Genomic DNA, 24,905 nt, shown 5'->3' with positions numbered 1-24,905 from the left:
CCTGTGTCGGCTGCTGGGTCTGCGGTGCATCACTCGTGCCTTCCTGCTGCCATTTCTCCAACCGGTTCTCCAGCCGCCACACCATGACTTGAGCGACGCTTTCCGCGGTGCCGAGTTCGCGTTCCGCGCGGGCACTGCGCAGCGTCACCAGCGGATCGCGGCCGGCCTGCTCGACCTTCGCCAGTGTCGTGGCGAGCGCGGGCCACGCGGGATCGTTCAGCACCCCGTCCGCGCGGGTGCCGAGCCCTCGGCGGACCACGTCTTGCAGGTCCTCGCGCTCCGCTGCGTCCGCCCGCACCTCGACGTCCCGGCCCATGATGCGCATGGTCGTCCCCGAGGCGCCGGCGGCGGCCTGGGCGAGATGGGCGGGCAGGGGCTGTCCGGGGTGCTGCCGGGAGAATCGTGCGGCCTCAAGTGCGGCCTCTGCCTGGTGCCTCGCCTGCTGGGCCTCCCGCAGGATCGCCACCGCGTCCACGAGCATGGTGAGTTGCGCGGCAAGCTGCCGGGCGCCGTCCTTCTCTCCGGCCCCGAGCAACCGCCCGGTCTGGGCGATCGTGTGCGCGTACAGCCGCATCGCGTCCGCCGTGTCATCGCGCTGCACCGGCTGACGGTGCGGCACGCGGGCAGCGCGCCGGAAGGCCTCGGCGGCGTCCGTGAGCGGTCCGCCCCTGCGGCCCTCCAGGGCGTGCGCGTTCGCCGTCATCAGCTCCGCCGCAGCCGACACCACGGCCGGCGTCTGGGCGGGATTCTCGCGTGCAGCCCGCGCCACCATGTCGGTGGCCTGGCTCGTCACCGCGGCCGCCCGGTTGAGCAACTCGACGCGCGACAGGCCCGCCGTCGGCCCGATGCCAGCCCATCGCTGCTTCAACTGGGGGAGGGACAGATCAGGTGCGAGGCGTCCGCCGCTGTACCAGATCAACGCCCCCTCCTTCGTCCGCCACTCGGGCCGTCCGACCTTGTATCCGGTCGGCTCACCATCTCGTCCCGTACGGGCTTCGACCATGAACCCAGCATCTCGCAGAGCGGCGAAGAAATCCGCCGGATTCGATGTCTTGGCGGCCGCCGCATAGGCCTCGTTCCGCAGCGTCTCCCGGGGTGGCTCGGGCAGGTTCTTGCGCCGCGCCTTCTCCGTCTCGCCTCGCTCTGGCCGCCGGTGCGCGGTGCGGTCCGCCGGCGCCGTCTGCGTCAGTCCCCATCGCTGCTCGAACTCGTTGCAGACGGGGCGGAACCGGTAGGCGTCGCCGTGGATCGATGGCTTGTTGCCGTCCTGCCGCACGAGGGTCGCCACGATGTGGATGTGGTTGTCTGCGTGCCGCACAGCTACCCATCGGCAGCCGCCCGGTTCGTTCGAGTCGACGATGCCGGAAGCCTCGACGATGCGCTGTGCAACCTCCTTCCACTGGGCATCGGTCAGGGTTGGGTCACCGGGTTCGTTCGACACCGGGATGTGGTACACGTGCTTCTTCCACGGCTTGCCGCCGTCGGCCTCCAGCGCGTGCACGGGCTGGTCCAGGAGCGCGGCGAGCTGCTGCACGGTCATCGTCTCTGAGCGTCCGGGATCCGGCACCCACTCGGACCACGCGGCGACCAAGTGCGGGTCCTCGTGTTCGTTCGCGCGGCCTGCTCCGTACAGGTAGAACAGGAGACCTTTCGCGCGGCTGCCGCGCTTCGCGGCCTTGGCAATCAGCGTCGGCTCCTCGACGGCGCGGCCTCGATGCCTGCGAGCATCAGCCGTTGTGCGGCCTCGCCGATTTCGCCTCGCGTGGCGGTGATCTCCGCGTGCATCGCAAGGACTACCTCAAGGACTTCGCCGGTGGCGATCAGTGCCGCCTGGTTCAGTACGGCGGCCATCTGGTTGAGGTTGGTGCCGATGCGGTTCAGGGACACGTCGGCGTCGCGGAAGGCTTTGATGCGGTCGGCCTCGCCGGTCGGCATCGGGGCGAGTTCGCCCTTGGCGACTGCGAGAGTCACACGGGCGGCATAGCTGGCGGGCGTCAGGCCCGCGAGACGCGCGGCGAGTGACACGACTTCATGTTCGTCGTCGTTGTAGCGAAGGTTCACACGGTGCTCACGCGGGTTCTCGGTCTTGCGCTCACGACGTCGCACACGAGGCTGCATGCTCGGCTCACTCGGCACTGCTTCTCAACCCTCCCAAACCCGGGGATCGTTCGTGCTCGAACGTCCCCCAAATATCGCGGCCCCAAACCGCGATCAAGTCGTTACGGGAACCGTAACGTATAACTTGCTCCGCCAGAATGGTGGCCGCGCGTATGCGCGGAGGGGGTGGGGTGTCGCGGCGAAGGGGCGACCCGCGCGCAGCGCGGAAGAGAGGTGCCGCGGCCCCGGCCGCGTCCTTGAGCCCCGGTCAGGCGGGCAGGCCGGGGCAGGCATGTACCCGCGTGACGGGGCGCTTGGGGAGAGCGCGAGAGGGGTTTCCCCTCTCGCAAGAGCAAGGCCTCCAACGGCGCCGTGCGTTCGGGGGAGTCTGAGGGGGTGGCCCCCTCAGACTGAGCACCTGCCGAACATTGCCGCACCGTCCGGTGTCACGGCTACCATGTGCGCCATGACGACCGCTGATGACGCAACCCGCGCGATCCTCGAACGCGGCAAGGAACTCCTCGCCGACCGCATGGCCGCGCTCGAACCACTCGCCGAGACCCTGGCCAAGCGCAAGGCCGTCGAGGCACAACTTGCCGCCCTCAACGACGAGTACCGCACGCGATACCAGACGGCCGCAAAGGCTGGATGGAGCGAGGAAGAACTCACCGCCATGGAGGCGGAGCCGCCGGCCCCGGCCAAGCGTGGCCCGGCCAAGCGGTCTTCGGCCAAGCGTGCCGCCAACAGGGCCGCACCGACGGTCGCCGACCGGGACAAGGTGCCCGGCCAGTCCGCCCCTTCCGGGCCGGAAAGTCCGGCCGGGGACGGTGCAGCGACCGGTGCCGGAGCACCCGCCGGCGCCTCGGCCTCGCCGAGTGTCTGACCACATTTTCGCGTGTACACGCGAACTCGCCCCCGGCCGGTTGGCCGGGGGCTTCGTACTCCCATCGCACCCCTTGGAGGCAACACCATGACGACCACCGTGGTGGTGTGGCTGACCATCGATCAGTACACGTGGCTGGACGCGACAGCGACGGACAACATGAACACGGAAACAGACTGGGTGGCAGACCAACGCGAACGCCTCGGCATCCCCGCCGGCGAACCGCTGCCGCTCGCGCTCCACCTGGAAATTGCTGACGTCCGACCGCGCCGGTGGCCGCGACAGGTCCACCTCGTCAATGATGCGATCCGGGCACGCCTCGCCCTACCGGACCTGGCCGGCCCCTGGAGACCGTGGACCGACGAGGAACGCAAGCGGCACAGCGTGCGCGGCCGCCGTACCGGCACACCACACCAGGGCTTCGACCTCAAGGCCTCCTACGACCTGGACACCATCGCCGTGGACACGGCCCGGCTCGCCGCCGACCGCTACAGCGAACCTTTCATCGCCACCCTCAAGGCCGAACGGCTCATTGGCCGCTCCGCCCGCCGTGGGCGTGCGGCAGCCGCGCGGAGAGCCGAACTCCAGGCCGAGATCTACACGCTCGGCCGGATCATCCGGCAGGGAATCAACCTGCTGCGTGAGGCCTGAAAAGCGCCTGCGTGACGTTCAGGCTGGGTAGTTAGAACGTAGTCGAGGTGGCCCCGGTTAATTGCTAGCTGTCAGTGGCCTGGTCCACCATGTGTGCCTGTGCGCAAAGGTGTTGGTGCACGACTTGTTCCGCAAACGTCGAGTGGAGAGGGTGTCAGATGGCCGGCGAGAGCACGACGGTGGGCAGTGCGCACGAAATCGTGCGCGTGCACGAGGACGGGTTGCCCGTCTACCGGCTGGGGGACAGGCCGGCGCATCTGCTGACGAAAAACGAACTGAACCGGGCCGGTCTGACCCGTGCCTACCGTCAGCCGCACCTCGGCTACGCGCGCTGGTACTACTACAAGCGCGAGGGTGAGACTCCGCTGTACGACCGGCATGCGGCGCGCGCAAAGCGGGAGTGCTCCCCGGCGCAGCTCGCTGCCCTGGAGAAGGGGCGCCGGGAGGCCGAGCACAGGGCGTTTCTCGCGCGGGCCTGGCGCTGCTTCGACTGCGCTGAACTCACCGACGAGCCGCGCTACTACGCCCAGCAGATCGCCTGTGGTCCGTGCGCGACGATCCGCCACCGCGTCGCCGAACTGGTCGACACGCTCGACCTCGCGCCGGCGTTGCCGCCCCGCCCGCTCGACCAGGGGCCGCGGGGTCCCCAGGAGTGGGCGGCCGCGCTCCTCGACGGCCACCCGGTCCTCACCCTGGATACCGAGACCTCCGCGCTGCAGGGCTGGGCCGTCGAGGTCGCGGTGTGCCATGCCGATGGCCGCACCGCGTTCGAGTCGCTGGTGACACCGGGCGGCCCAATCTCCCAGCAGTCCCACTCGATCCACGGCATCGGCAAGGCGATGCTTGCCGACGCGGGCGCACCCCGCTTCTCCGGCGTCCTCGACGCGCTCGGCGCGGCCATCGACGGTTGCTGTGTCGCGGTCTACAACCTCTCGTACGACCTGGCTGTCATCGCCCGCGAGGTACACCGCCACGCACGCCAGACGGTCGGCCTGGAGGATGCCGAGGCACTCGCCTACACCGGGGCCTGGCTGCAGCGGGCGCGCTGGGTCGACCTGATGCTTCCCTACTCCGAGTGGCACGGTGAGTGGAACGCCTACCGCAACGATTACCGGTGGCAGCCACTGCCCTACGGCAACCATCGCGCGGCCGCCGACGCGGCCGGTGCGGCGCAGCTGCTGCGTGAGCTCGCCACCGGATCCGCTCCCCGGCTTCCGGAGAGCGAACGCGGTCCGCGGCCCGCCGACGAGTACGACGACTACGCCTGACTCCTCCCGCCACTCTCGTGCACAGCGCACGGTCGGTCTTCCGACTGCCTCCGGCGGCCCTCCGGGCGCGGCGGCATCTCGCCGGGGTTTACATGGCCAGCCGTCCGCCGTCTGCCGGCATCGTCGTTGTGCGCGTACTCAAAGGCCGGCGGGGAGGGGAGGGGTGCCCGGCTCGGCTGCGGCCGCCGTCCGCCGGGCCGGTCCGGGGCCGGTCGCCGTACTGCCCCCGTCACGCATGCAGCAGCGTGAGCAGACCGCACCGCACGCGAGTGGCTGAGGGGGAGCACCTGCTGCCGCGCAGTGGTGACGACCGGTGTGGTCACTCCGTGTCGGCGCGGGCATCGCCGTGGCCGGGCAACAGTCGACAGCGCCCCGCCCCGGCGTCCGAGGTCGGCTCACGAGCGCGGGGCGATTCCTCTCCCATTGCTGCGGCGATCGATTACACCGAGTCGCTCCAACTTGGTGATCTGGTAGGAGACTGACCCGGTGCTCGACAGTCCCACGGTGTGGCCGATCTGCCGCAGCGTGGGCGGCTCCCCGTGTTCGGCTATCCAGTCCCTGATGCACGCGAGAATTCGCTGCTGCTGGTCCGTCAGGCGGCTCTCGGCCTCCTCCAACTCCTGCACCCGCCGGCGCAGGTCACCCCGGGCCGTTGTGGCCCGGCCGGCCTCCGTCTCCCAGAAGGGATGGACAGCGATCCGGACCGACAACATCTCCAACCGGCGACGCAGCGCGGGCGGCGGGACGGGTCGGCGCTCCAGCGCGGCGTGGACGCGGTTCCAGTCGCGCTGAGCCTGGATCAAGTCGAGCGGAAAAGCTGGTCGGGCCATATCCCAAGTAGAGCACGTGTTCGATTTTGACGGCCAGGGTGGCTCACGGCCGTTGCCGCCCCATGTCGAGGTCCTCGTCTCCAGCGTGCTCCTCCAGAGCTGCGGGCCCCAGCTCGCCGGTCCAGTCGATCACGGCGGGGTTGTGCAGGATGCGGGCCACGGCGTCCGGCCATCCGGTGTGGCCGGGGGGCGGGGTGCCGGGCCGGCGGGTGCGGGCGGCGTCGAGCAACTCGGTGACGGTGCCGCCGGTGAGCGACTGCACGCGCCGTTCGAGGTCGGCGGAGGGGCTGCGGACGTAGCGGCCGTGGGCGGCCTGCTTGCTCTGGCCGAGGTCGGTCCCGATGGTCTCCCACGGCACGCCGTGCGCCAACGACTCGGCGGCCGCGAGGGGTTCGAGGTGGTCGGCGAGCTCGCGCAGCTGGCGGGCCAGGACCAGGGCGGCTCGCGGGCGCTCGTCGGCGAGCTCGCCGAGGGGGACGGCGAACGCGGCGAGCCGCTCGCGGTACGCCTCCGGGACCTCGGCCCGCAGCACCGCGGTGGCGTGCGCCTGCCAGGCCGCGTACACCTCCTGGCCCTGGCCGTCGTACCGGCCGTCGCCGCGCCGGCCGCCCTGCGGGTGGTACGGCCGGGCCGGGCCGAGCCACCCGCAGCGGCAACCAGGGGCCAGGTGGCTGGGCTGGTCGAGGCGCTCTGCACCGGGCCCGGTCCACTCGCCGCCGGGGCCCTCAGCGGCGTCGACGAACTGCCGCTCGTGCAGCACCCCGCCGGCCCGGTACCGCACCGTGTGGTCGTCCAGGTAGCCGACCGGATAGCCCGCGTGCCGGCGGCCCTGCGGGGTGTTCTCCAACAGCCAGGTTTCCATCGCTCAGGCCTCCTTCGCCGGGCGGGCAGGCAGGGCGCCCGGGTAGGTGTCGCGCCAGGTGACCTCGCCGTTGTCGTGTTCGTCGCCGTCGTGGCCGGGTTCGTCGGCGCACTGCTGCCACACCCCGAGGAGACCGGACTCGCCGAACTCGTCGGCGTCGTGCGGCAGGTACTGCGCGGTGCACTCGCCGGGGTCGGGCGTCGGGGGCTGGTTGAACACGCCGACGGCGGCGAGTGTGTCGTCGGCGATCTTGTCGGCGAGGTGGCCGCGGACGCCGGCCCGGCGGGCGCTGGTGCGCACGGCGTCGTGCACGGCGCGCATCTCGCGGTGGCTGAGCACGCGCATGCCGTCGGGGAGCTCGGGCGTCTTCGGTGTCGGATTGGTTGACATGCCGTCATCGTGTCAGGAATCCCTGACATCTGTCAGCCCGTCAGGGATTCCTGACCGAAAGGGCTCGACGTGGCCTGTTTTCCGATACGTTCCAGGAGTCGGTAAACACGCAGGGTAGGCTTTGGGTACAGGATGTGAGCGACCGTCAGGAGACCCCGGTGGGGCAGATCGAAGCGCGGTTCATGCTGAACGGCCCTGAGAACGGGTGGGCCCTCGTCGTGCACGGCGACCGCGACGACACCGCGGTCTCCGAGGCCCTGCCGCTGTGGCCGGTGCCCGGCCCGGAGGCACGGGCCGCCGCGCTCGCCCGGCTCGGCTACCGGCCGTTGCCCGGTGCCGCCTGGGCCTGGCGGGAAACCCCGATCGGCGACGCGGTGTACGTCAGCGCCACCCTGCCGGTGCAGTTGCTCGGCGGTGATCCGGCATGAGCGCGCGCGACTGTCACGCCCGGTTCGACGGCGACCTGACGCCCATCGAGGAGTACGCCGGCCTGGAGCCCTGGCCGCTCGGGCGGGTCCGGCTGGGGGCGTCGCTGGTCGCGGCGGTGTGCGGCCTGGTCGCCGTGACGCTAGCGATGGCTCACCCCACGGGGTGGCCACTGCTCGGCTTCGCCGCGGGCCTGGTGGGGATCACCACCCCCGTCCTGGTCGCCGCGCGGCACCAACAGGCCCGGATCCGGCGGCTCAAGGCGGCTTGGCCGCACCGGCACGACGGGGCGACGTCCCGATGACCGGCCGGGGTTGGACGCTGTTGAGCGGGTATGAAGCACGGGCCGTGTGGGCTGACCTGCGGCGTCTGGTGCGTCGGCTGGCCCGGCGGGGGCCGGTATGACCGCCGTCAACTTCTGGGCCGTGGACGCGCCGTCGGCCCCGGTCGCGACGGCCGGGCCGGACCGGGTGCGTACCCCCTCGGGCCGCACTCTGTCGACGGCCGCGGCCCGCCGGGTCCGGCTGGGCACCCCGCACAACACCCACCGCAACCGGGAGTCGCGGGCCGATCGGTTCACCGCCTGGTGCAACGAGCACGGGCGGGTGGCGAGCGACCCGGGCACCGTGCCCGACTACGTCGCGCACCTCGCCGACCGCGGCCACCAGCCGGAGACCCTTGAGGCGTACGTGGGCACCCTGGCCCACGCGCTGGCGGTCAGTGGGCACCCGCTGGACGACGAGGACCGCTCGTACATCACCAGCATCATCAACCACCGCGCCCTGGAGCTGGCCGACGATCCGGACGGCGTCGGGGATGCGCTGCAGGCCACTGCGTGCAGCCGCGACGACCTGGCCGCGATGCTGGCCACCCTCGACCGGTCCACCCTCGCCGGCCGGCGCGACGCCTGCGCGCTCGCCCTCGACTGGTACATGGGCGGCCGCAGTTGCGAGCCGGGCGCCCTGAACATCCGGGACGTCGTCGAGGAGATCGCCGAGGTGGACGACCAGGACACCGGCGAGCTGCTGCAGCTGCCCGCCCTGGTGATCACCGTGCGGCGGAGCAAGACCAACCCGCACGGCCGCACCAGGGACGTGGTGCGGGTCGTCGCGCAGGACGATGCCACCTGCCCGGTGGCGGCCTGGCGGGCCTGGCGGGAGGATCTGGCAGCCGCCGGCATCGAACGCGGGCCGCTGCTGCGGCGGATCAAGAACGGCAAGTTCACCACGGCCGGGCGGCCGCCGCGGGATCCCGAGCGGGCCGGCGGCATCGGGGACCGGACGATCAGGAACCTGGTCCGCGCCACCGCGGCGGCCGCCGGGCTCACCCGCGAACTCGACGGGGAGGAACGGCGGCTGCTGTCCACGGCGGCCGAGGCGGCCGAACTCGCCGCGCTGGCGGAGCCGGAGCGGGAGGCCTTTGCCGTCGAGCGGCGGCGTCGTCGCCGCCTGCTGCGGCACCGGCTGCGCCGCTACACCGGCCACTCGATGCGCCGCGGGCCGATCCAGGACGCCCAGCAGCGCGGGGTGCCCAGGGACGTCGTCGAGCGGCAGTACCGCTACGCCCCCGGCTCCAAAGCGCTGGCCCGGTACTACGACGAGCGGGTGCCCTGGCAGGACAACCCCACCGTGATCATGCGGGCCACGACCCGCCTGCCTCGGACGCGTTCCGGTTCCTGAAACCTGCGCAGGTCAGCCGCTCACAGTGACTCATGTGGTGGTGGGCTCCTCGTCGGTGGTGTCCGGGCGGCGGCCGGCGAGCCGCTCGCGCAGCTTGTCGAGGTCGTCGTGGGCCCTTTCCAACTGGCTTTCCAGCCGTGCCGTGCGAGCCTCGGCGCGCTGGCGCTCGCCCTCGACGGCGTCGGCTCGGCGGGTCTCGGCGTCGGCGACGGCCTGCGCGCTCTCCGCTCGGCTCTGCGCGTCGCGGCGCTGGGCCTTCTCCTCGGCGAGCAACTCGCGTAGTTCCTCGACCTGGTCGGCGAGCCGGGCGTGGTCGGCGGCCGCGCGCTGGGCGGCTTCGACGGCCTCGCGGCGGGCCCGGTTGGCGTCAGTGAGCTCGCGGTGGGCGGTGTCCCGTTCGGCCTCGGCCGTCGCCCGCCGCTGGGAGTCGCTGCGGGCCGTCTCAACCGCGGCGTCCCGCTCACGCTGCATGCGGTCGCGCTCCCGTTCGGCCGCCTCGCGCAGGGCCGTCTCCGTGGCGGCCTGGCTGCGGGCGGTGTCGCGCTCCTCGACGGCGGCCCGCGCACGCTCCTGCGCCTGGTCGCGTTCCATGGTGGCCTGCTCGGCGCGCTGGACGGCCGCCCGTGCCTCCTGCTCGTGGGCATCCCGGGCACGCTCGGCCTGGTGCTGGGCCTCCTCGGCCAGTCCCTTGGCGCGCAGGGCCTCGCGCTCGCCTCGGCGGGCCTCTTCGGCCGCGTTGTCGGCGGCCTCGGCGCGGGCCTGCGCGGCGGCGGCCGCCTGCTGGGCCTGGTCGCGTTCGGTGCGGGCCCGCTCCGCGCGGTCCTCGGCCCGGCGGGCTTCCTCGGCCGCCTGAGTGGCCCGTTCCTGCGCGCGGCGGGCCTCCTCCTCGTACGCCTGCCGGGCCGCCTCGGCGTTCCGGGCCGTCTCCTCCGCGCGGTCCTTGGCGGCGACGGCCTGACGGGTGGTCTCCTCGGCGTCCTCGCGTGCGGTGATCGCCGCGTCCCGCACCTCAACTGCGTGGTCGCGGGCCTCGATGGCGGCCGCGGCGCGGGCCTCGGCGGCCTCGACGTCCGCCTTCGCCTGCTCGGCCTCGGCCCGCGCGTTGGCGGCGTGGGTCTGGGCCTCGGCGGTGGCCTGCTGAGCCTGGCTGATCTCCTGGTGCGCGGCCGCGCGGGCGGCGGCAAGCCGGGCCTCCAGGCCGGCCGGAGAGCTCACCTTCGAGACTTCCTGTTTCACACCGTCGGTGATCTGCTCCATGCGGGCCACGAACTCGCCGAGCCGGGCAATCTGCCCCGGCAGGCCGGGGGAGTTGCGCTCCCTCGCGCGGGCCGCTTTGGCATCGTTCTGGCACTGGGTGGAGCAGTACTCCGGCGGCCGCCCGGCGCCGGCCGGCTTGGTGCGGGCGATCAACTCGCCGCAGCAGCGGCAGGGTTCGGGCCAGTAGCCGAACGGCGCCTCCTCGACACCCTCGCCGTCGGCACCCTGCTCGTCACCGTCCGGGGTCATCGTCGCTTCGCTCATCAGTGGGTGCGGGCCTTCCTGCGGGGCGTAGATCGGGTGGCCGTGGTAGCCGGCGGGTGGGTGCTGCCCGCGCGGGGCCGGTGCGGCGGCCGCCGTCGGTGGGGCCGGGTGCCGATGCTGCCGTATGCGGGGCGCCGGGCGACAATCCGCACCGGCGCGGCCGGAGCGCCGGACCGTGCTCGTCGCGGGCCTGCCCGGCGGGCCGTGAGCGGTGGGAACACCTCGGGCCCGGTGAGCTCGCCGACGGTGGCGGGCACCTGGTCCTCGACGAGAACGGCGGCGTCCTGCTCGTCGGCCGGCTCTCCCACGCAGAACTCGACGTCGCCGATCTCGTCGTTGCGCTCGACGGGGGCGTGAATCGCCTCGTGCACGGTGGCGTACCGGCTGCCCGGCTCCTCGGCCGGCTCGACCGGCCGGGGCTCGGGGCGGACGGCCTTCGCGTACAGCAAGGCCTCGCTCATGTGGTCCCGGGCCACGGTGATGTCGACCGTGTGCGCCGTGGCCTGGGCGATCCGCGTGGTCAGGTTCAGCCAGTCGTCCGACCAGTCGGGCATCTCGGCGCCGGACACGTCGACCGCCTCGGGCCCGATCCAGCGGGCCAGGTGCCGCATGTACGAGCGGCGCCACCAGCGGCGCTCGACCCGCTGATGCCGGGCATCGTGAAGGTCCGCCCACTCCTGGCCGCGCGCCGAGTCGCGCACCCAGCGGCCCAGCGTGCGCATCATGGCCGTGGCGGCCCGCTCGATCAGGGCGAGCACGCCCGGCAGGTCGGCGGCGAACCGGGCCACCCGCAGCGGGTCACCCGTGATCTTCAGGCCGTGCCGGGCCACCCGGCGCTCGTCGCCGCAGTACCGGCCGCCCTGCCGGGAAAACCACACGTCCTCTTCGAACCGGCGGGCGCTCACACCCCAGTTGGGGGCCAGCCGCTCGGCCACCTCGCGCCGCACAGTGCCCAGCTGGCCGGCGTCGTGCACGCGCACGGTCACCTCGCCGTAGAACCCACCGTCGTACATACGGCCGTCGGTCCAGGCGAGCGGGCCGGCGTACGGCGCGGCCCGCACCGGCGACTCCACCACGTCCAGCCGGAGCCGGTAGGCCTGCGCGTCACTTCCGCTGATCTCTGACATGCCGTCACCCTACCATTTCTGGATTACTGTTTCTAGTATTCCAGAAATTAAAAGTTGGCTACCGCCTGCGAATTTCGGGGGTGGTTCCGGCCTCTGGCCGGTCGGCCCGCCTGGTGGCGGGCGGGCCTCGTCGGGCCCGTTGGGCCCGGTGGCCGACGCGGTTTCCGGCGGCGGGCTGTGCCTCACGCCGACGGGCGTTCCTCGCGTGTACACGCGAAAGCGCTTCGGTCCTGCGGGCCGGGCTCCGGTGGTGGGGCCGCGGTTTCCGGGGCTTCCCTGTGCGGGGCTGTCCCGGTCGGTGCGGGGGTCCTGCTGGCGTTGTGTGACTCGCCGGTGGGATTCCGTACCGGATGCTGCATGGACGACTCTACCGCGCCGTCTGCCCGGTCACGGCTCTGTTCACCCGATCGTGGGCATGTCCGGCCGACGCGGGGTTCATGCGGCGGCCGCTTCGCTTTGGCGGCCGGTTCCGCGGTGGGCGCGGCCGAGCTGGGCGGGGTCGACGACCTCGCCGCGGCGCTCCTGCTCGCAGGCCTCGGCCAGGAGCTCGGCGGCGCCGATGCGCTGGGCCTCGATCTCCCAGGCCGTGCGGTGGTCGGCGCGTCCGGTGCCGGGGCGCCCGGTGCGGTGGTGCGGGTGGCGGGGGTAGCGGCGCTCGTACGGGTCCATGCCGGGCACGACGGTCTGGCGGGCGTCGGGGCGGCTGGCCTGCTGGGGCTTGTATCCGCGCGGGGCCGCGCACCACTCCCACTCGGCCAGCCACCAGCGGTGGCGCTCCTCGTCGACCCGTGCGCTCACGGCGAGCTCGGCGGGCCGGCCTGCCTGGCCCAGCTGGGCGGCGGCCTCGTACAGGGTGCGGCCGGTGGGCTGGGCGGTGCGGGGGTCGAGGAGTCCAACGGCGCTGAGGGCCTGCAGGTGGCCGGTGATCGTCGTGGTGGTGTAGCCGGTGGCCCGGGTCAGGTCGGGGGCTGTGACGCCTGCCTGGAGGGCTTCCAGGGTGCGGCCCGCGTGGTGGCCCAACTGGTGCCACACCCCCGACTGCTGATGTGCGATCAGAGCCTGAAGGCGAAAGATCGGATCCCCCTGCCCCCCTGGGGGGCGGGCGTTGACACTTCTGTCCGACCCCACTGAATCTCTCTGACCTGCACTGATGTCATGGACGGCGCAGATGTGGTGAGGGTCGTCGGGGCAGACGTGCGCGGCCGCGGGCCTGATGCGGCGGGCCAGGCGGGCACCGGGGGTGGCCTGCTCGGTGGTCGTGGTCCAGCCGTCCGCCTCCAGCCGGTTGAGGGAGAGCGCGGCGGTGGACTTGCTGCGGCCGGACAGGACGGCCAGGCGCCGGACGTTGACGCTGATCTCGGCCGATCCGGAGATCGCCATCAGGTACGCGGCGGAGCGCAGGACGGCCAGGTCCGCCGGGCCGCTGGGGCGCTGCCAGGGGGCGGGGCCGGCGGCGTCGATCCGGGCCAGCAGATCGGCGGCGGCCGCCGCGCCCTCGCTGAGCTCCTCGCCGTCGCGGTGGCGGCCCCGGTGGCGCAACGGAACGCGGGCGGCCTCCTGCACCGCGAGCCACCAGCGGCGGGCAAGGCGCCGGTCCGTCTCGGTGTCGGGCAGCGGGCTGCGGCCGTCCCCCGTGCCTCCGGAGCGCAGCCACTCCAGCGCCGCGGCGCCGGCCGCGTCCTCGACCAGTGTGCGCACCTGCGCGTACCGCCAGCCGGCCAGGGCGCAGCGGACCAGGACGGTGTGCACGGCGGCCTGGTGGGCGCCGGGGGCGTCGTCGGGGCGGCGGCTCAGGGCCTTAAGGGCGCGGCTGCCGAGCGGCCGCCAGGGCTGGCGCAGGTATGCGTGTCCGTCCTCGTCGGTGTCGATGTCGCGGACGGCCGGGCCGCGCCGGGAGATCGACGGCGGCACGTGCCGCCCGCTCCCCCCTGCTCGGCGCACCGCTCCGGCGGCGCGGCCGCCGAGCAGGGCGGGGGCGCCGGTGAGGTTCTCCAGCGTGCGCACCAGGCGCTCGAACGCGGCCGGGCGGCTGCCCTGGCGCAGGATCGCCACCGCGGTGGCGGCGTCGATGCCGTCCAGCTCGGCGTGCCCGTGTCCGCTGCGGTGCGCGGCACCAGGCGGGCGCAGAACGCCGGACACCGCGTTGGTCAGCGGGAAGGGGTCGACCGTGGGATACAGCCGCTCGGCGAGCTGCCCGAGGGCGTACGCGACGTCGGGCGCCAGGCCTGCCGGGCACGCGGTCCACAAGTGGATACCGCCGGACGGACCGGAGCGCACCGGCACGCACGCAATACCGTGCGCGGCGAGCAATCCGGCCAGGGCGCGCGCGTCGGCCTCCACCTGGTCGCGGCCGCCACGTGACACGTCGAGGTCGAACGGCACATACACGTACCGGTACTCGCCGCCCCAACGGCGGCGACGGCACGTCAGATACATGACGACCGGCCGGACGTCGTCAGCCTCGGCGAGCTTCAGCGTGTCCGGGTAGGTGTTGCTCCACGCGCCGGCGCCGTCGGGCACGGCGGCACGCACGATCTTCCCCGGCGACAGGCGCCGGAGAAACAGGGACAAAACATCACGATGTGGCGCGGTGGAGGGGTCGACAAGTCGCCCAATGGACACACCGTTTGGAGGCATGCCGGTGCCACCACCGCGGCGGCTTGCTACGATGGTTCCGCCTCGGTGCTATTCAGGGCGCAGAAGGCCCGGCCGTCGGCCTAGGAAACCGGCGAACGGCGTCTTAACTGCTCATCTGAAGGAATCGGGTCGCTCGGCCAGCCTGGTTATTACTGGGAACCAGGGGGTTGAGGGCCCGAAGGGCGCGGGGCTGGGCGGTACGTCACGGGTAGGAAGTCCGGACGGGGGCCGCTGTCCCCCTTAATTCATCCGGCCTCCTGGAGGGCTGCCCGCTCTGTGAGCGGGGTCATCTCTCCGAGCCGCTGCGCGTACAGGGCCCGAAGGCCTGCGCGCAAGACCTCGGCGCCGGACACCTGCATGTGGACCAACAGGGCCTCATACATCGGGCGTTCCGGGTCCTCCGGGGGCAGCGGGAGGCGCGGGTACACGGTCTTGTCGGGCGCAATGACGTCCGACCGTCCGCGCTGCTGTGCTCCTCTACGTCCTGCCATGATCGTGATCCTAAACCCAAACGAGTTCGTGATTCACGATATTTGGCGTGTCGCGGCGCGTTTCTTGAGGTAGATGGGGCGCCCGGTGCCCGAATCGGGTGTTTTCGATGGGTACGGCGTTGGCTTGACGTGACGTCATGAGCGGGCCGCCACCTGGCGGCCCGCTCGGTGCCGGGCTACGCGTCGTCGTCCTCGTCGGGGTCAAGGGGCTCGGCGGGGGCGAACGGTGTGTTGCACACTCCGCACATCAGCCCCCCGTCCTCGCCGCCTGCAGCCCACGACTTGCGGCTGATCTGGATCCGGCGGGCGGGCTGCAGCTCGCCGCCCTTGCCCTCCTCGACGCACCCGCAGATGATCAGGAAGCGGGTGGGGCCGCGCTTCGTCTTCTTGCGCGGGGCCTCGTCCTCGCCCTGGTCGTCGTCGCCGCCAGCCTCCTGGCCTGTCGCGGGGTCACCGCCACCGAGCAGGATCGCCACAGGGTCGTGGAGGTAGGGGAGTTGGGCGGCGTCCAGGGCTTCGATCGCCACGGTGTACCGCTGGGCGGTCTCCTCGGTGATGGTGACGGCGTTCCATCCGGTGACAGGGGCCGACTCCTCGGGGCCCTTGAGGCCGAGTTCCTCCGCGATGGTGACGAACTTCTTGTTGTGGTACCGGCCATCGCTGCTGGTTTCGGCGATCCGCCGGACGTGGGCGACGGCGTGCGCGGCTTCGTGGAGGAGCGTCTGCATGGTCCTGCGGCCGCCGAGCGCCAGCAGCTCGCCGCCGGCGAACAGTTCGGGCGCCTTCTTGCGGCGTCCGCCCTGGATCGTCCAGGCGTCCCCGCCGAAGTGACCCCACTTGATGCCCCGGGTGCCTCGCCCCCGGCCAGTGATCATGACGACGTGGGGCACCTCGGGGTGAGCGGCGCGGATGGCCTCCCATGCGGCCTCCAGGGCCTTGATGGTGCGGCTGCCGTGCTCGCCGGGGGCCGGTGCGGCTGACTGCTCCGGCTGGGTCTGGGCGGGAATGCCAGCGGTGGCGGGGGCCTGAGAGGTCATCGATTCCGTTCCTTTTCGCCTGTACACGTTAACTTGCGGGGCGGGGGGGGCCGTTACTCGCCGTCGGACCGGCCCCGTATGGCGGCCGCGGCCCGGTAGACGACGATCAGGGGCCACACCGCGACGGCGAGGACCCACACCGCGACGGCGGCGGCGAGCTCGCCACGGGACGGGCGCCGGGTCGGGTCCGCCTGCAGGTCCGCCAGGCCGTCCGTGGGCATGACGTTGTACGACGCGCTGATCAGGAGTCCGGCCAACAGGTACAGGAAGATCACGGTGGTCCTTCGTGCGTGGGGAAGTTGATGGGGTTCCGGTCGGGGTGCCGCCCCCTCCCGAACAAGAACAACTTTACAGCATTTCGTGACAGCGATCAAGTGGCTCGGTCCGCAGCATCGTGACGGTGTGTCAGTTCCTGGTGGTGCTCCGGCGCCTGGGCCACGGCCCGTGGTGACCTGATGGTCTGCGGCGGTGGGGGCCGGGGCTCTACGGGGCCTCGTCGAGGCGGGCGCGGGCTGCCCGCAGGATGGCGGCGCCGGTGGTCCGGCTGACCTGGTAGCGCTCGGCAACCCGGCTCGCGGACAGCGACGGGGTTCCGGCCTCGTCGGCCGTGCGGGCGAGCTCGGCGGCGACCTCGTCAACACGGGGGTCTGGGGTCCCTCCGGCGCGGCCCCGGTTGGGGCGCTCCGGAGTGCTGGCGGGCCGTCCGGCGCCGGTGTCCTCGGGGCGCTCGCGCTGGTCGCCCTGCTCGATCCGAGCGGCGATGTCGCTCCGCCTCCACCGGCGGCCGTGCTGCTCGACTCCGGCGGGCAGGTAGCCGCCGATGACGTAGCTGCGGACGGTCGACGCCGTGACGTCGAGCAGTGCGCCGGCCTCCTTGTCCGTCAACAGGTCGTCGGGGTGCTCGGCGTCGAGGTCGGGGCCGGCCGGGAGCGGCTTGCCGCTGGTGTAGGCGTCGGCCTGGGCGGCGTCGTACAGCCGCACCCGGCCCTCGCCAGGGTTGACCCGGGTCACCCGCTGCTCGAACTCGTCGCGCACGCTGCGGCGCCAGGTGTGCATAGGGATGCCGAGTGCCTCGGCTACCTCGGCCTCGGTCCGCACGGGACGGCCCTGGGGGATCATCGGGGGTCACGCTCCTGGTCGCTGCTGACGGCGACCGCCGGTAAGGGCTGCCGCGCTACACTCCGGTACATCATCGGCGCTCGCCCTTCGGGTGGGTGTTGATGGGGTCGGGCCGACGGATGCCGTCACTCTCCCTCACTCGGGAGGATGAACCGTCGGCCCATTTACGTCTCCGGCCCCGGGGGCCGGCCTCCTCGTACCGTCCGCTTGTGGCGGATCCGCCACAAGCGTGGCCCCGGCCTGGCTGGCCGGGGTCCGGTTACGGTCGCTCAGCTGCGGGCGGCGTGCACGGCTTCGTATCGCGCATCCTCGATCTCGTCGAGGAAATCCCGCTCGGCCAGATCGCCGATGACGGTGTCGTCGATCTCGTGGCCTGCGGCGGCCGCGAACAGTGCGGCGGCGCAACCGGCGAGGGCGTCGAGGCTTCGGGTGTCGGTGCCGTACGCGGCGGGCTTGGCGCGCATCTCGGGCTTGAGGGAGGTCCAGTGCAGGCCGTACGCCCGGTCGAGCACCGCGGAGACCTTGGCCCATCCGTCGCCGTGGTGCAGCACGTCGGTGAGGGCCCCGGCGATCTGGTACTTGAGCTCGCCGTAGCCGCTGGCGTTGGTCAGGCGCTGGTGCAGCGCGACCAGTGCCTTGCCCTGCCGTACCTGCTCGGTCTCGTCGGCGGTGGGCTGCTCGGCCTGCAGGCGCAGGAACTCGGCGACCAGGCGGCCGCCGGTGCGGGCGCGCTGAGCTCCGGCGTCCTCCAGGATCGCGCCGGTGGTGTAGGCGGCCTGGCGGGCGTCCTCGCGCTGGCCGGGGACCGGATAGAGGGCGAGGCGGGCGCGGCCGTTCTCCTCGACGGCCAGGGCGTCGCACTCGGGGTGCACGGTGGTGAGCTCGGCGAGCACCTCGGCGAGCCGCAGGCGGCTGCCGTCGACCGGCGCGAACGGGACGGCGGGAACACCCATCCAGCCGCGACCGGCGGCCCGTACGCCGTGAATACCGAGGTAACCGCGGACGGGGAGGCTGAACGACAGGTGGGTGACACCCGGCGTCCAAAGGCCTTCAGCGAGCTTGGTGATCTCGGCCTGGCAAGCGGCCTGTGCGCTGGTCTTCGTCATCGGAAGTGCCCTTTCGACGTGCGGAGTTGATGGGGTGTCGGTCGGGGTGCCGCCCCCTCCCAACAGGAACAACTTTACAGCATGTCGCGACATCGGGCAAGTCAGCTGCCCGCAAAAGCGCTGGTCGCACAGTGTTCATCACTCGCGGCGCCCGGGGTCAGCCGCCGTTCTCGCCCTGCTGGCGGGTGATGTCGGCCGGCTGGTGCTGTCCCGGGTTCGCGGCCGCGAGGCGGGCCGGGTTCAGGTCGATGTGGGCGCGGCGGGCGTAGTCCTCGGCGCACCGCTCCACGGTCGCCTTCTCATCGGCAGCGCTCATGACGGTGGTTCCCTTCGGGAGGTGGGGTGCTGATGGGGTCTCCGGACGGGGCGGGTGCCGCCCCGCCCCGTCCGGCGGTGCTGGTCGCTGTTACGCCGCGGGGCAGTACGTGGCCGCGGTCTCGGCCTCCTGGGCGGCTCGGCGCTGCTGGCGGCGGTGCTCGTCTGCGGCGCAGGCCTGGCGGCGGGCGGACAGGCGGGCGTTGTAGAGCTGCTGCAGGGCCATCTGCTCGGTGCGGGCGGTGCCGCGGGGGCCGGGGAACGGGACGGTGACGAAGTCGCCAGCCATCAGCGTGTCGTGGTGCTCGACGTGCCATCCACTGCCCACGGTCAGCAGGACTCCGAGGAGTTCGCCGCTGCCGTCGAGGTAGACGTTCGTCCCGCGGACTTCACGGCCCGTGGGGACGAGGGTGTCGGTGATCCACTCCCATTCGTCGGTCTCGGCGATCGTCATAGCGACCAAGACCAGGGACACCTCGGCCATGGTCCGGGTCTCGGCGTCGAAATCGCCGACCTGGGCGAACCGGATGTGCGTGCGGGTGGGGGCGTAGCGGGGGAACATGCTGGGCATGGGGGCCTCCTTCATGCGGGGGGTGATGGGGTTATCCGGTGGGTGCCGCCCCTCCCGAACAAGAACAACTTTACAGCACCTCATGACATCAACGCAAGATGCAAGGCTCTTCGTTTCCGCAGGTCAGAGGCGTTTTTCAGGGAATTTTCTGCCCGTGTTCGCGTGTACAGGCGAACGGTGCCGCGGTCGGCGGCGGCGTCCCGCCCGTGCGGGCGCCTGCCGTGTCGACACGCTGCCCGGCCCCGGCGATGGGCGGGCCGACACGGAGTGACCACACCGGTCGTCACCACTGCGCGGCAGCAGGTGCTCCCCCTCAGCCACTCGCGTGCGGTGCGGTCTGCTGACGCGCGCGCGTGCGTGACGGGGGGCAGTACGGCGACCGGCCCCGGACCGGCCCGGCGGACGGCGGCCGCAGCCGAGCCGGGCACCCCTCCCCTCCCCGCCGGCCGTTGAGTACGCGCACAACGACGATGTCGGCGGTCGGCCGAGCACCCGTCATGTAAACCCCGGCGAGATGCCGCCCGCCGGTCAACGGGAGTGGTGCACGAGGCACGCCGGCTGTCCGACGGCGGTGAGTCGACGCGATGCGGTGCCGGCGTTCCTCGAGCACCCGACCCCGGGCCAAGGGATCCGCCAGAGCTGGCCTTGGAAGCAACGGGGGCGGGGAGCATCCTGAAGACGTGGGCAGGAAGACGGTCCGGCGGTGCAGCCAGTGCGGCATCCCGCTGCCAGCGGACAGCAGGCGGTCACGCCGGTACTGCTCGACGGCCTGCCGCACGACGGCGTGGCGACAGCGGCGGGAGCGTGACGCCTGGTGGGACAGCAACGCCGACTTCATCGCCGCCCTGCGCGAGGGACGCCCCTATCGCCGGCCCAAGGTCCGCTGTCCCGTGTGCAAGGGGTGGTGGTACGTCGGTGAGGCGCCCTCCTGGCTGCGCAAGCGGGTCGACGCGGTGTACTGCTCGCCGCGGTGCCGCACACGGGCCTACCGGGAGAGGCGTTCGCGTTCAAAAGGCGTCACCGCGTGACGCCTTCCTGTGACGTTATGAGCTCGGCGGGCGGGAGGGGTGACAGTTCGGCCCCGCGCTGGAGGGCCTGACGCTGCCGGGTGCGCCCGCGTAGTCTGGTGAGGCACCGATTCCGGAGGTTGCAGGATGTCCGCTGAGCCCCTCGGCCACCCCACGGGGCCGATCGACCGCCCGCGTACGGTCGGCACGATCCGCCGCGCGCTGCCGCCTGAGCTGCGCGACCGCTTCCAGAAGGCCGTGGACGACGCGGCCCCCGAGGAGCTGTTCACGGTGGTCGCACAGTGGGCGGCCGTCGCGCAGACGGCCACCGACCCCGGCGCGGATGCGGCGGCCGCCGCGGTCCGCTCCGGGACCGCGACCGTGCACGAGATCGGTGACGTGTTCCTTGCGCTGGCCGGGACCCTGTGAGCGGGAGCCGCTATCGGGTCGTTTTCACGGACGCTGCCCGTCAGGCCCTGCTCGAACTGGACGGCGCGGAGCGGCTGGCAGCCATCGCCCCCGGCGCCCTGTCCCGCGAGGCCCTGCGCGCGCTGCTCGCCGGCACGACCCTGGGCACCCTGCTGGAGGACCTGGAGGAACTGGCGGCCGATCCGTACGGCGGGCCCACCCTGGCGCGCACCGCCGGGGCGGAGGATGACCGTACGGGCCTGCTCGGCGCGCTGGCGGTCACGTACATGGTGAGCCCATCGACGGAGCCGCCTGTGATCACAGTGACCACGATCCGGCCGCCCAAGGGCGCGTAGCACCGTCCGCACGTGCGGACGACAATCGCCGGGGCCCACCACCTCGTCAGTCGAGACATCAGCCGACGAAAGCACGCCACGACGATGCCCGCTGCCGGACGGGCAGGCGCGCGTATGCCTCGCTCAGCCACTCCCCGGCTGTCACCACGCCACCTCATGCTCTGGCGGCACACCCGTGCACGCGGCGGCCGCCGACACAACATCACCCCAGGTCAACCCGGCGCCTATCGGGTATCCGCGAGAAGCGTCACCACGGCGGCTCTTCCTGCAGGTCGTTTCGGATCGACCGGCGGATGCGCCACTCCCACAGGGACACCACTCCGGCCGGCACGGGATCGTCCGGCCGGGGCCGTCGGTGTCGTGCGGGTGACGGCGGCGGTGCGGGCGGCGCGTAACCGCAGAGGGTCATCCCGCAGCACGTACAGCGCGGGGGGTCTTCCTCCGGTTTGCGGTGGCGGCCGGGGCCTGCGTGGTGATCCATGCGGTGCCCAACGACCAAGCAGCCGCGGGGCGCCGACCGATCTTCGTCGCCGTTGCTGTAACCAAGTTCGTGCGGGGCCCGGACTGGCGGCTGCGGCTCCGTCTCGACCTCGGCGAGCTGGGCGGCGGCACCCGACGGACCGGAGGTGCCGGACATGGGCCGGCCCCCTCGCGGTCAGACGAGGGGGCCGGCTGCCGACGGCGGGAAGACCGCCGGCGGGAGGCTGTCCGTGCCCCTCACGCTCAGCAACGGCACGGACAGCGGTGGTCTGTGGCGGCGGCGTCAGCCAGCCGTGATGTCGGCGGCGGTCTTGGCCAGGAGCGCGGCGTTGGCGTCCGTGTCGTGGCTGAGGGTGAGCGACCGGCGGGGCAGCCGGCCGAGCTGCTCAACCAGGGCCTCGGCGCTGGCCGTTGCGGCGCCCGGGAGGAGACCGAAGACGTCGGGGTAACGGTCCTCGGTCGCCTCGTCGAACACATCCCGTTCGGTCAGCGTCCGGTCGCTGTCGACCAGGGCCGGGACTGCGTCGGGGCTCATGGTGGGGAAGATCAGCCCGGCCGCGGTGGCGCTGGTGCTGAGGGTGAGACCGAGCCACGAAGCGAGCTGGTCGGGGAAGAACTGAGGCTTCAACTCCTTTCCGGTGTCCTTCCACAGGGGATCGCGGCGGCCGTCCACGAGCGCCTGGGTCACAGTGGGGTGCTGGGTGGGGTGGAGCTGTCCGCCGGCCAGGACGCGTTCGCGGACCTGGTCGTACAGTCCGGTCGCGTCCAGCAGCCCGAGACCGAGCGCGGCGGCCGACGGCCAGGGCAGCACCCGCACCCGGCCGTCGGCTTCGGCGCGGACGAACACACGGTCGTTGGCCAGCAGCCCCCACCCTTCCAGGGCGAGGAGGAGGGCGGTGGTGGTCTTGCCCGCGCCCTTGTCGCCCAGGGTCAGGACGGCGTCGCCGTTCTGGGTGGCGGCGGATGCGTGCAGGACGGTCCAGCCGTCGGCGAGGAGCTGGCCGCGGACGAGTTCGCGGGCGAGGCGGGCGGCGGCGACGGCGACCTGTTCGGTGCTGTCGCCGACGATGACCAGGCGGCTGCCGTCGGCCTGGTAGCCGAGGCACTCGTCAGGCTGCACGGCGTAGGTGATCCCGTTGTGGCGGGCCACGAGGGTGTGGGCGTTGGCGTAGGTGGTCTCGGCGTGGCCGTAGTCGCGGACCAGGGTGGTGATGTGGGCGACGCGCCTGGGGTCGACGTCGGCGAGGACCAGGCCGCCGCCGTCGGTGAGGGGCCCGGATGCGGGGGTGTCGGAGGTGGCATTCCACCAGGGGCCGAAGTAGCGGGCCGACCAGGCGGTGACCGCCTCGGTGTGGCTGGCGACCGTGACGGTGGCGGTGTCGGCGTGGATGCGGGTTGCGGTCAGGGACACGCGGGGGCTCCTTGCGGTGTGTAGGGGCTGATGCTTCGGTAGGCGGCGCCCAACTTGGCGCGCGCGGCGATGAACTGGGCGGTTTCCCGCTCGTTCAAACTCAGGGGGGTGACGGTGGGCTGACCGGCGGTGATCTGGACCCGGATTCCGAGCCACACACCGCCGCGGTTGACGGACAGCACATCGGTGCCGTCCTCCACGGCCAGGAGCTTGCGCAGCGCGGACACCACGGCGGCGGCCGGGCCGTTGCGCACGCGGCCGATGCCGGTAGTGATCCGGCGCGGCCGGTCGCGGAGCTCGGCCGTGACGACGTCGAGCGGCACCGTGGCGGGCCGTCCGTTGATGGTGGTCGACGACGCGCAGATCACCGCACTGTCGCCGTGTTCGCCGATCACGTATCCGTCCACGGAGTCGACCGGCACGCGGTGATGGTGGGCGAGGGCGAGCCGGTAGCGGGCGGTGTCCGTCGCCGAGCCGATCCCGAACACCCGGCGGGCGCCGGACAGGTCGGCGACGTAGCGGGCGAAGATGTCCACCGGGTTGGTGACCATCACCACCGTGCCCGGGTAGCCGGTCAGGGCGCGGGCCCACTCGGCGATGACGGGGCCGTTCGCGGCGAGTCCGGCCATGCGCACATCCGCCGTCGCGGTGTTGGTGAACGTGGCGCGAGGGCAGACGACCAGCGCGTCCGCGTCGCCCATGTCGGCCCGGCCGGCCGTGAACGCGCGGGCGCCGCCCGTGAGTTGCCGGGCGTCTTCCAGGTCGGTTACCAGGCCGTGCGCGGCCTCGGACGTGCGGGAGGCGACCAGCAGCCGGGTACACCACGGTTCGGCGGCCAGCAGGGCGGCGACCGTCTGGCCGACGGCGCCGGCGCCGATGACTCCCACCGTGCGGCCGGTCACCTCGTCGCCGCTTTCGTCACGGCGCGCAGGGCGAGCCGCCAGGCGGCCTCCGGGTCGGTCCCAGCCGCCAGCTGGGCGCTGATCTCGTCGAGGAGCGTGCACACGCCCTGGGTCTGGTCGATGACGGCCCGGGCGTGCTCGGGCAGCGGCAGCGCAGCGGGCGCAGCAAGGTAGGTGGTCAGGATGTTGACCGTGTCCATCAGCCACGACACGAGCAGCCGCCGCAGCCACAGGCTGCGTACGGGGCCGCGCAGAGCGCTGGTCTGCGCGGTGACGAACGCGGCGATCCCGTCCACCACGGCGGCCGCCGGGGCGTCCACGGGCGGGGCGGAGATCAGCGTGAGGAACGTGCGGGAGACCAACTTTGCGGTGTCGTGGTGGGCGGGCCCGCGGGCCAGGCCGGGATCGATGAACACCGGCTCCTCCGGCCCGTCCGGGAACAGCACGTGTTCCGGTTTCAGGTCGCCGTAGACGATCACGCTGGGGCCGGTCGGCGGGGCCAGGCGGAGTTTCAGCAGCCGGGCCACGGTCACGCCGACGACGGCCACCACGTCCTGACGGGCACGCTCGTCGAGGCGGGCAGTACCGAGGCGGCCGATGTAGAGGCGGCCGGAGACGCCGTTGAACTTCCTGTTGAAGGTCGCGTTAATGCTCCGCTCCGGGATCGGCGCGGCATCGACCTGGGCGACCAGGTCCGGGTGTTGAAGCCCCTGCAGGCCCCTCACGGCCGCGGTGAGCAAGTCGTACGTCCGGGCGGGGTCTTTGGCGATCAGGTCGGCCAGGGTCGGGCCGGTGACGGCCGCGGTGAACAGCACCCCGCCCGCGAAGCCGGCGCAATGGGCGGCCTTCACCCCGGCGGCGGCCAGGGTGCGCAGCTGTCCCGCCTCCCGGGCCAGCAGGGACACGGGCGAGGTGGCGTAGGCGGCCTGCGCCGCACGGACCTTCTCCCGGTCCCCGGCCACACCGCGCAGTACGGACACGAGGGACAGGCCAAGCACGGAGTCCTTGGCGAACAGGTCCCGTCCGCCGATGCGGGCGCGGTGCACGTAGCCGGTGACGGAGGGGACGTGATCGCCCCAGGTCAGCGGCTCGTGGGGCCACAGGGTGGCGGCGGCGCGGTGTATCCGGGCGGTGCTGAGCGCGTACAGGTCGGCGGGCTGCGGTAACGCGGTGCTGTTCAAGGTGCCTCCTCGGCGATCAGCGAGAGCAGGGCCCGGCCGGGGCGGGTGGAGCAACGCGGCTGCCCCGGCCGGGACTTGATGGGGCCGCCCGCCGTCCTGAACCGGCGGGTGGCCTGGTGGGGTCCCGGCGGATGACCAACGCCAGGACCC

Annotated in this window: 27 protein-coding genes; 9 read left to right on the top strand and 18 right to left on the bottom strand. The window is 72.6% G+C overall.

What is annotated here, in order from left to right:
* On the bottom strand, positions 1-1,540 hold a 1,540-nt coding region (locus ACWC1K_RS46230; protein ID WP_450839733.1), incomplete at its 3' end, for a relaxase/mobilization nuclease domain-containing protein.
* 143 nt (positions 1,541-1,683) lie between these two features.
* Positions 1,684-2,118: a plasmid mobilization protein gene (locus ACWC1K_RS46225; RefSeq protein WP_450839731.1), complete on the bottom strand. Its 435-nt coding sequence runs from the start codon at positions 2,116-2,118 to the stop codon at positions 1,684-1,686.
* A gap of 445 nt (positions 2,119-2,563) precedes the next feature.
* On the opposite strand from ACWC1K_RS46225, the gene ACWC1K_RS46220 reads away from it, so the two are divergent.
* From ACWC1K_RS46220 to ACWC1K_RS46210, 3 genes are all read left to right on the top strand, one after another.
* The gene (locus tag ACWC1K_RS46220; RefSeq protein ID WP_450839730.1) at positions 2,564-2,980 is read left to right on the top strand and encodes a hypothetical protein; all 417 of its coding nucleotides are present in this window, start codon (positions 2,564-2,566) and stop codon (positions 2,978-2,980) included.
* A gap of 87 nt (positions 2,981-3,067) precedes the next feature.
* On the top strand, positions 3,068-3,631 hold the full coding sequence (locus tag ACWC1K_RS46215) for a hypothetical protein (protein WP_450839728.1): 564 nt from the start codon (positions 3,068-3,070) through the stop codon (positions 3,629-3,631).
* Positions 3,632-3,789: 158 nt separating this feature from the next.
* The gene (locus tag ACWC1K_RS46210; RefSeq protein ID WP_450839726.1) at positions 3,790-4,899 is read left to right on the top strand and encodes a 3'-5' exonuclease; all 1,110 of its coding nucleotides are present in this window, start codon (positions 3,790-3,792) and stop codon (positions 4,897-4,899) included.
* A gap of 395 nt (positions 4,900-5,294) precedes the next feature.
* On the opposite strand, the gene ACWC1K_RS46205 is transcribed toward ACWC1K_RS46210, so the two are convergent.
* From ACWC1K_RS46205 to ACWC1K_RS46195, 3 genes are read right to left on the bottom strand one after another with little or no spacing between them, the layout of a single operon-like run.
* Positions 5,295-5,729: a LexA family protein gene (locus ACWC1K_RS46205; protein ID WP_450839724.1), complete on the bottom strand. Its 435-nt coding sequence runs from the start codon at positions 5,727-5,729 to the stop codon at positions 5,295-5,297.
* Positions 5,730-5,772: 43 nt separating this feature from the next.
* On the bottom strand, positions 5,773-6,591 hold the full coding sequence (locus ACWC1K_RS46200) for a hypothetical protein (RefSeq protein ID WP_450839722.1): 819 nt from the start codon (positions 6,589-6,591) through the stop codon (positions 5,773-5,775).
* Positions 6,592-6,594: 3 nt separating this feature from the next.
* Positions 6,595-6,981, bottom strand: coding sequence for a hypothetical protein (locus ACWC1K_RS46195; protein ID WP_450839721.1), 387 nt, complete (start codon positions 6,979-6,981; stop codon positions 6,595-6,597).
* Between the two features lie 158 nt (positions 6,982-7,139).
* Here ACWC1K_RS46195 and ACWC1K_RS46190 point away from each other — a divergent pair, with 158 nt between their 5' ends.
* The 3 genes from ACWC1K_RS46190 to ACWC1K_RS46180 all read left to right on the top strand — a co-directional run bounded on the left by ACWC1K_RS46190 (position 7,140) and on the right by ACWC1K_RS46180 (position 9,086).
* On the top strand, positions 7,140-7,409 hold the full coding sequence (locus tag ACWC1K_RS46190; RefSeq protein ID WP_450839719.1) for a DUF6303 family protein: 270 nt from the start codon (positions 7,140-7,142) through the stop codon (positions 7,407-7,409).
* The gene (locus ACWC1K_RS46185; protein WP_450839718.1) at positions 7,406-7,711 is read left to right on the top strand and encodes a hypothetical protein; all 306 of its coding nucleotides are present in this window, start codon (positions 7,406-7,408) and stop codon (positions 7,709-7,711) included. Before ACWC1K_RS46190 ends, ACWC1K_RS46185 begins: the two co-directional genes overlap by 4 nt.
* A 97-nt stretch (positions 7,712-7,808) precedes the next feature.
* Positions 7,809-9,086 (top strand): hypothetical protein, encoded by a 1,278-nt coding sequence (locus ACWC1K_RS46180; protein WP_450839716.1) that lies wholly within the window; start codon positions 7,809-7,811, stop codon positions 9,084-9,086.
* Positions 9,087-9,116: 30 nt separating this feature from the next.
* Here ACWC1K_RS46180 and ACWC1K_RS46175 read toward each other — a convergent pair whose 3' ends face one another.
* From ACWC1K_RS46175 to ACWC1K_RS46130, 10 genes are all read right to left on the bottom strand, one after another.
* On the bottom strand, positions 9,117-10,607 hold the full coding sequence (locus ACWC1K_RS46175) for a hypothetical protein (protein ID WP_450839715.1): 1,491 nt from the start codon (positions 10,605-10,607) through the stop codon (positions 9,117-9,119).
* A complete protein-coding gene (locus ACWC1K_RS46170) occupies positions 10,607-11,734 on the bottom strand; it encodes a hypothetical protein (RefSeq protein WP_450839713.1) in 1,128 nt (375 codons plus the stop codon). The genes ACWC1K_RS46175 and ACWC1K_RS46170 overlap by 1 nt, the downstream gene beginning before the upstream one ends.
* Before the next feature lie 435 nt (positions 11,735-12,169).
* Positions 12,170-14,305 (bottom strand): hypothetical protein, encoded by a 2,136-nt coding sequence (locus ACWC1K_RS46165; protein WP_450839712.1) that lies wholly within the window; start codon positions 14,303-14,305, stop codon positions 12,170-12,172.
* Between the two features lie 311 nt (positions 14,306-14,616).
* Positions 14,617-14,862, bottom strand: a complete 246-nt coding sequence (locus ACWC1K_RS46160; RefSeq protein ID WP_450839710.1) for a hypothetical protein — start codon at positions 14,860-14,862, stop codon at positions 14,617-14,619.
* A gap of 176 nt (positions 14,863-15,038) precedes the next feature.
* Complete coding sequence (locus tag ACWC1K_RS46155) at positions 15,039-15,899, bottom strand: hypothetical protein (RefSeq protein ID WP_450839708.1); 861 nt, start codon at positions 15,897-15,899, stop codon at positions 15,039-15,041.
* A gap of 53 nt (positions 15,900-15,952) precedes the next feature.
* Positions 15,953-16,174, bottom strand: coding sequence for a hypothetical protein (locus tag ACWC1K_RS46150; protein WP_450839706.1), 222 nt, complete (start codon positions 16,172-16,174; stop codon positions 15,953-15,955).
* Positions 16,175-16,382: 208 nt separating this feature from the next.
* Positions 16,383-17,018 carry a helix-turn-helix domain-containing protein gene (locus ACWC1K_RS46145; RefSeq protein WP_450839705.1) on the bottom strand — a complete coding sequence of 212 codons (636 nt, stop codon included), beginning with the start codon at positions 17,016-17,018 and terminating at the stop codon, positions 16,383-16,385.
* A gap of 269 nt (positions 17,019-17,287) precedes the next feature.
* Positions 17,288-18,124 (bottom strand): hypothetical protein, encoded by an 837-nt coding sequence (locus ACWC1K_RS46140; protein ID WP_450839704.1) that lies wholly within the window; start codon positions 18,122-18,124, stop codon positions 17,288-17,290.
* A gap of 157 nt (positions 18,125-18,281) precedes the next feature.
* Complete coding sequence (locus ACWC1K_RS46135) at positions 18,282-18,440, bottom strand: hypothetical protein (protein ID WP_450839702.1); 159 nt, start codon at positions 18,438-18,440, stop codon at positions 18,282-18,284.
* A 90-nt stretch (positions 18,441-18,530) separates the two neighbouring features.
* The gene (locus ACWC1K_RS46130; protein WP_450839700.1) at positions 18,531-19,010 is read right to left on the bottom strand and encodes a hypothetical protein; all 480 of its coding nucleotides are present in this window, start codon (positions 19,008-19,010) and stop codon (positions 18,531-18,533) included.
* Positions 19,011-19,690: 680 nt separating this feature from the next.
* On the opposite strand from ACWC1K_RS46130, the gene ACWC1K_RS46125 reads away from it, so the two are divergent.
* From ACWC1K_RS46125 to ACWC1K_RS46115, 3 genes are all read left to right on the top strand, one after another.
* On the top strand, positions 19,691-20,038 hold the full coding sequence (locus ACWC1K_RS46125) for a hypothetical protein (protein ID WP_450839698.1): 348 nt from the start codon (positions 19,691-19,693) through the stop codon (positions 20,036-20,038).
* A 126-nt stretch (positions 20,039-20,164) separates the two neighbouring features.
* Positions 20,165-20,446, top strand: coding sequence for a hypothetical protein (locus tag ACWC1K_RS46120; RefSeq protein WP_450839696.1), 282 nt, complete (start codon positions 20,165-20,167; stop codon positions 20,444-20,446).
* Complete coding sequence (locus ACWC1K_RS46115) at positions 20,443-20,781, top strand: hypothetical protein (RefSeq protein WP_450839695.1); 339 nt, start codon at positions 20,443-20,445, stop codon at positions 20,779-20,781. Before ACWC1K_RS46120 ends, ACWC1K_RS46115 begins: the two co-directional genes overlap by 4 nt.
* A gap of 763 nt (positions 20,782-21,544) precedes the next feature.
* Here the strand turns inward: ACWC1K_RS46115 and ACWC1K_RS46110 are convergent.
* Genes ACWC1K_RS46110 through ACWC1K_RS46100 form a run of 3 tightly spaced genes read right to left on the bottom strand, consistent with a single transcriptional unit; the run spans position 21,545 to position 24,755 of the window.
* The gene (locus ACWC1K_RS46110; RefSeq protein ID WP_450839693.1) at positions 21,545-22,672 is read right to left on the bottom strand and encodes a hypothetical protein; all 1,128 of its coding nucleotides are present in this window, start codon (positions 22,670-22,672) and stop codon (positions 21,545-21,547) included.
* A complete protein-coding gene (locus ACWC1K_RS46105) occupies positions 22,663-23,574 on the bottom strand; it encodes a lactate/malate family dehydrogenase (RefSeq protein ID WP_450839692.1) in 912 nt (303 codons plus the stop codon). The genes ACWC1K_RS46110 and ACWC1K_RS46105 overlap by 10 nt, the downstream gene beginning before the upstream one ends.
* Entirely contained in the window at positions 23,571-24,755 is a 1,185-nt protein-coding gene (locus ACWC1K_RS46100) for a phosphotransferase (protein ID WP_450839691.1), read from the bottom strand. The genes ACWC1K_RS46105 and ACWC1K_RS46100 overlap by 4 nt, the downstream gene beginning before the upstream one ends.
* Between the last annotated feature and the right edge of the window lie 150 nt (positions 24,756-24,905).

The organism is Streptomyces sp. NPDC001492, assembly GCF_053597275.1.
Note: the sequence above shows the minus strand (reverse complement) of the source record. Positions and strands in the feature narration are given on the sequence as shown.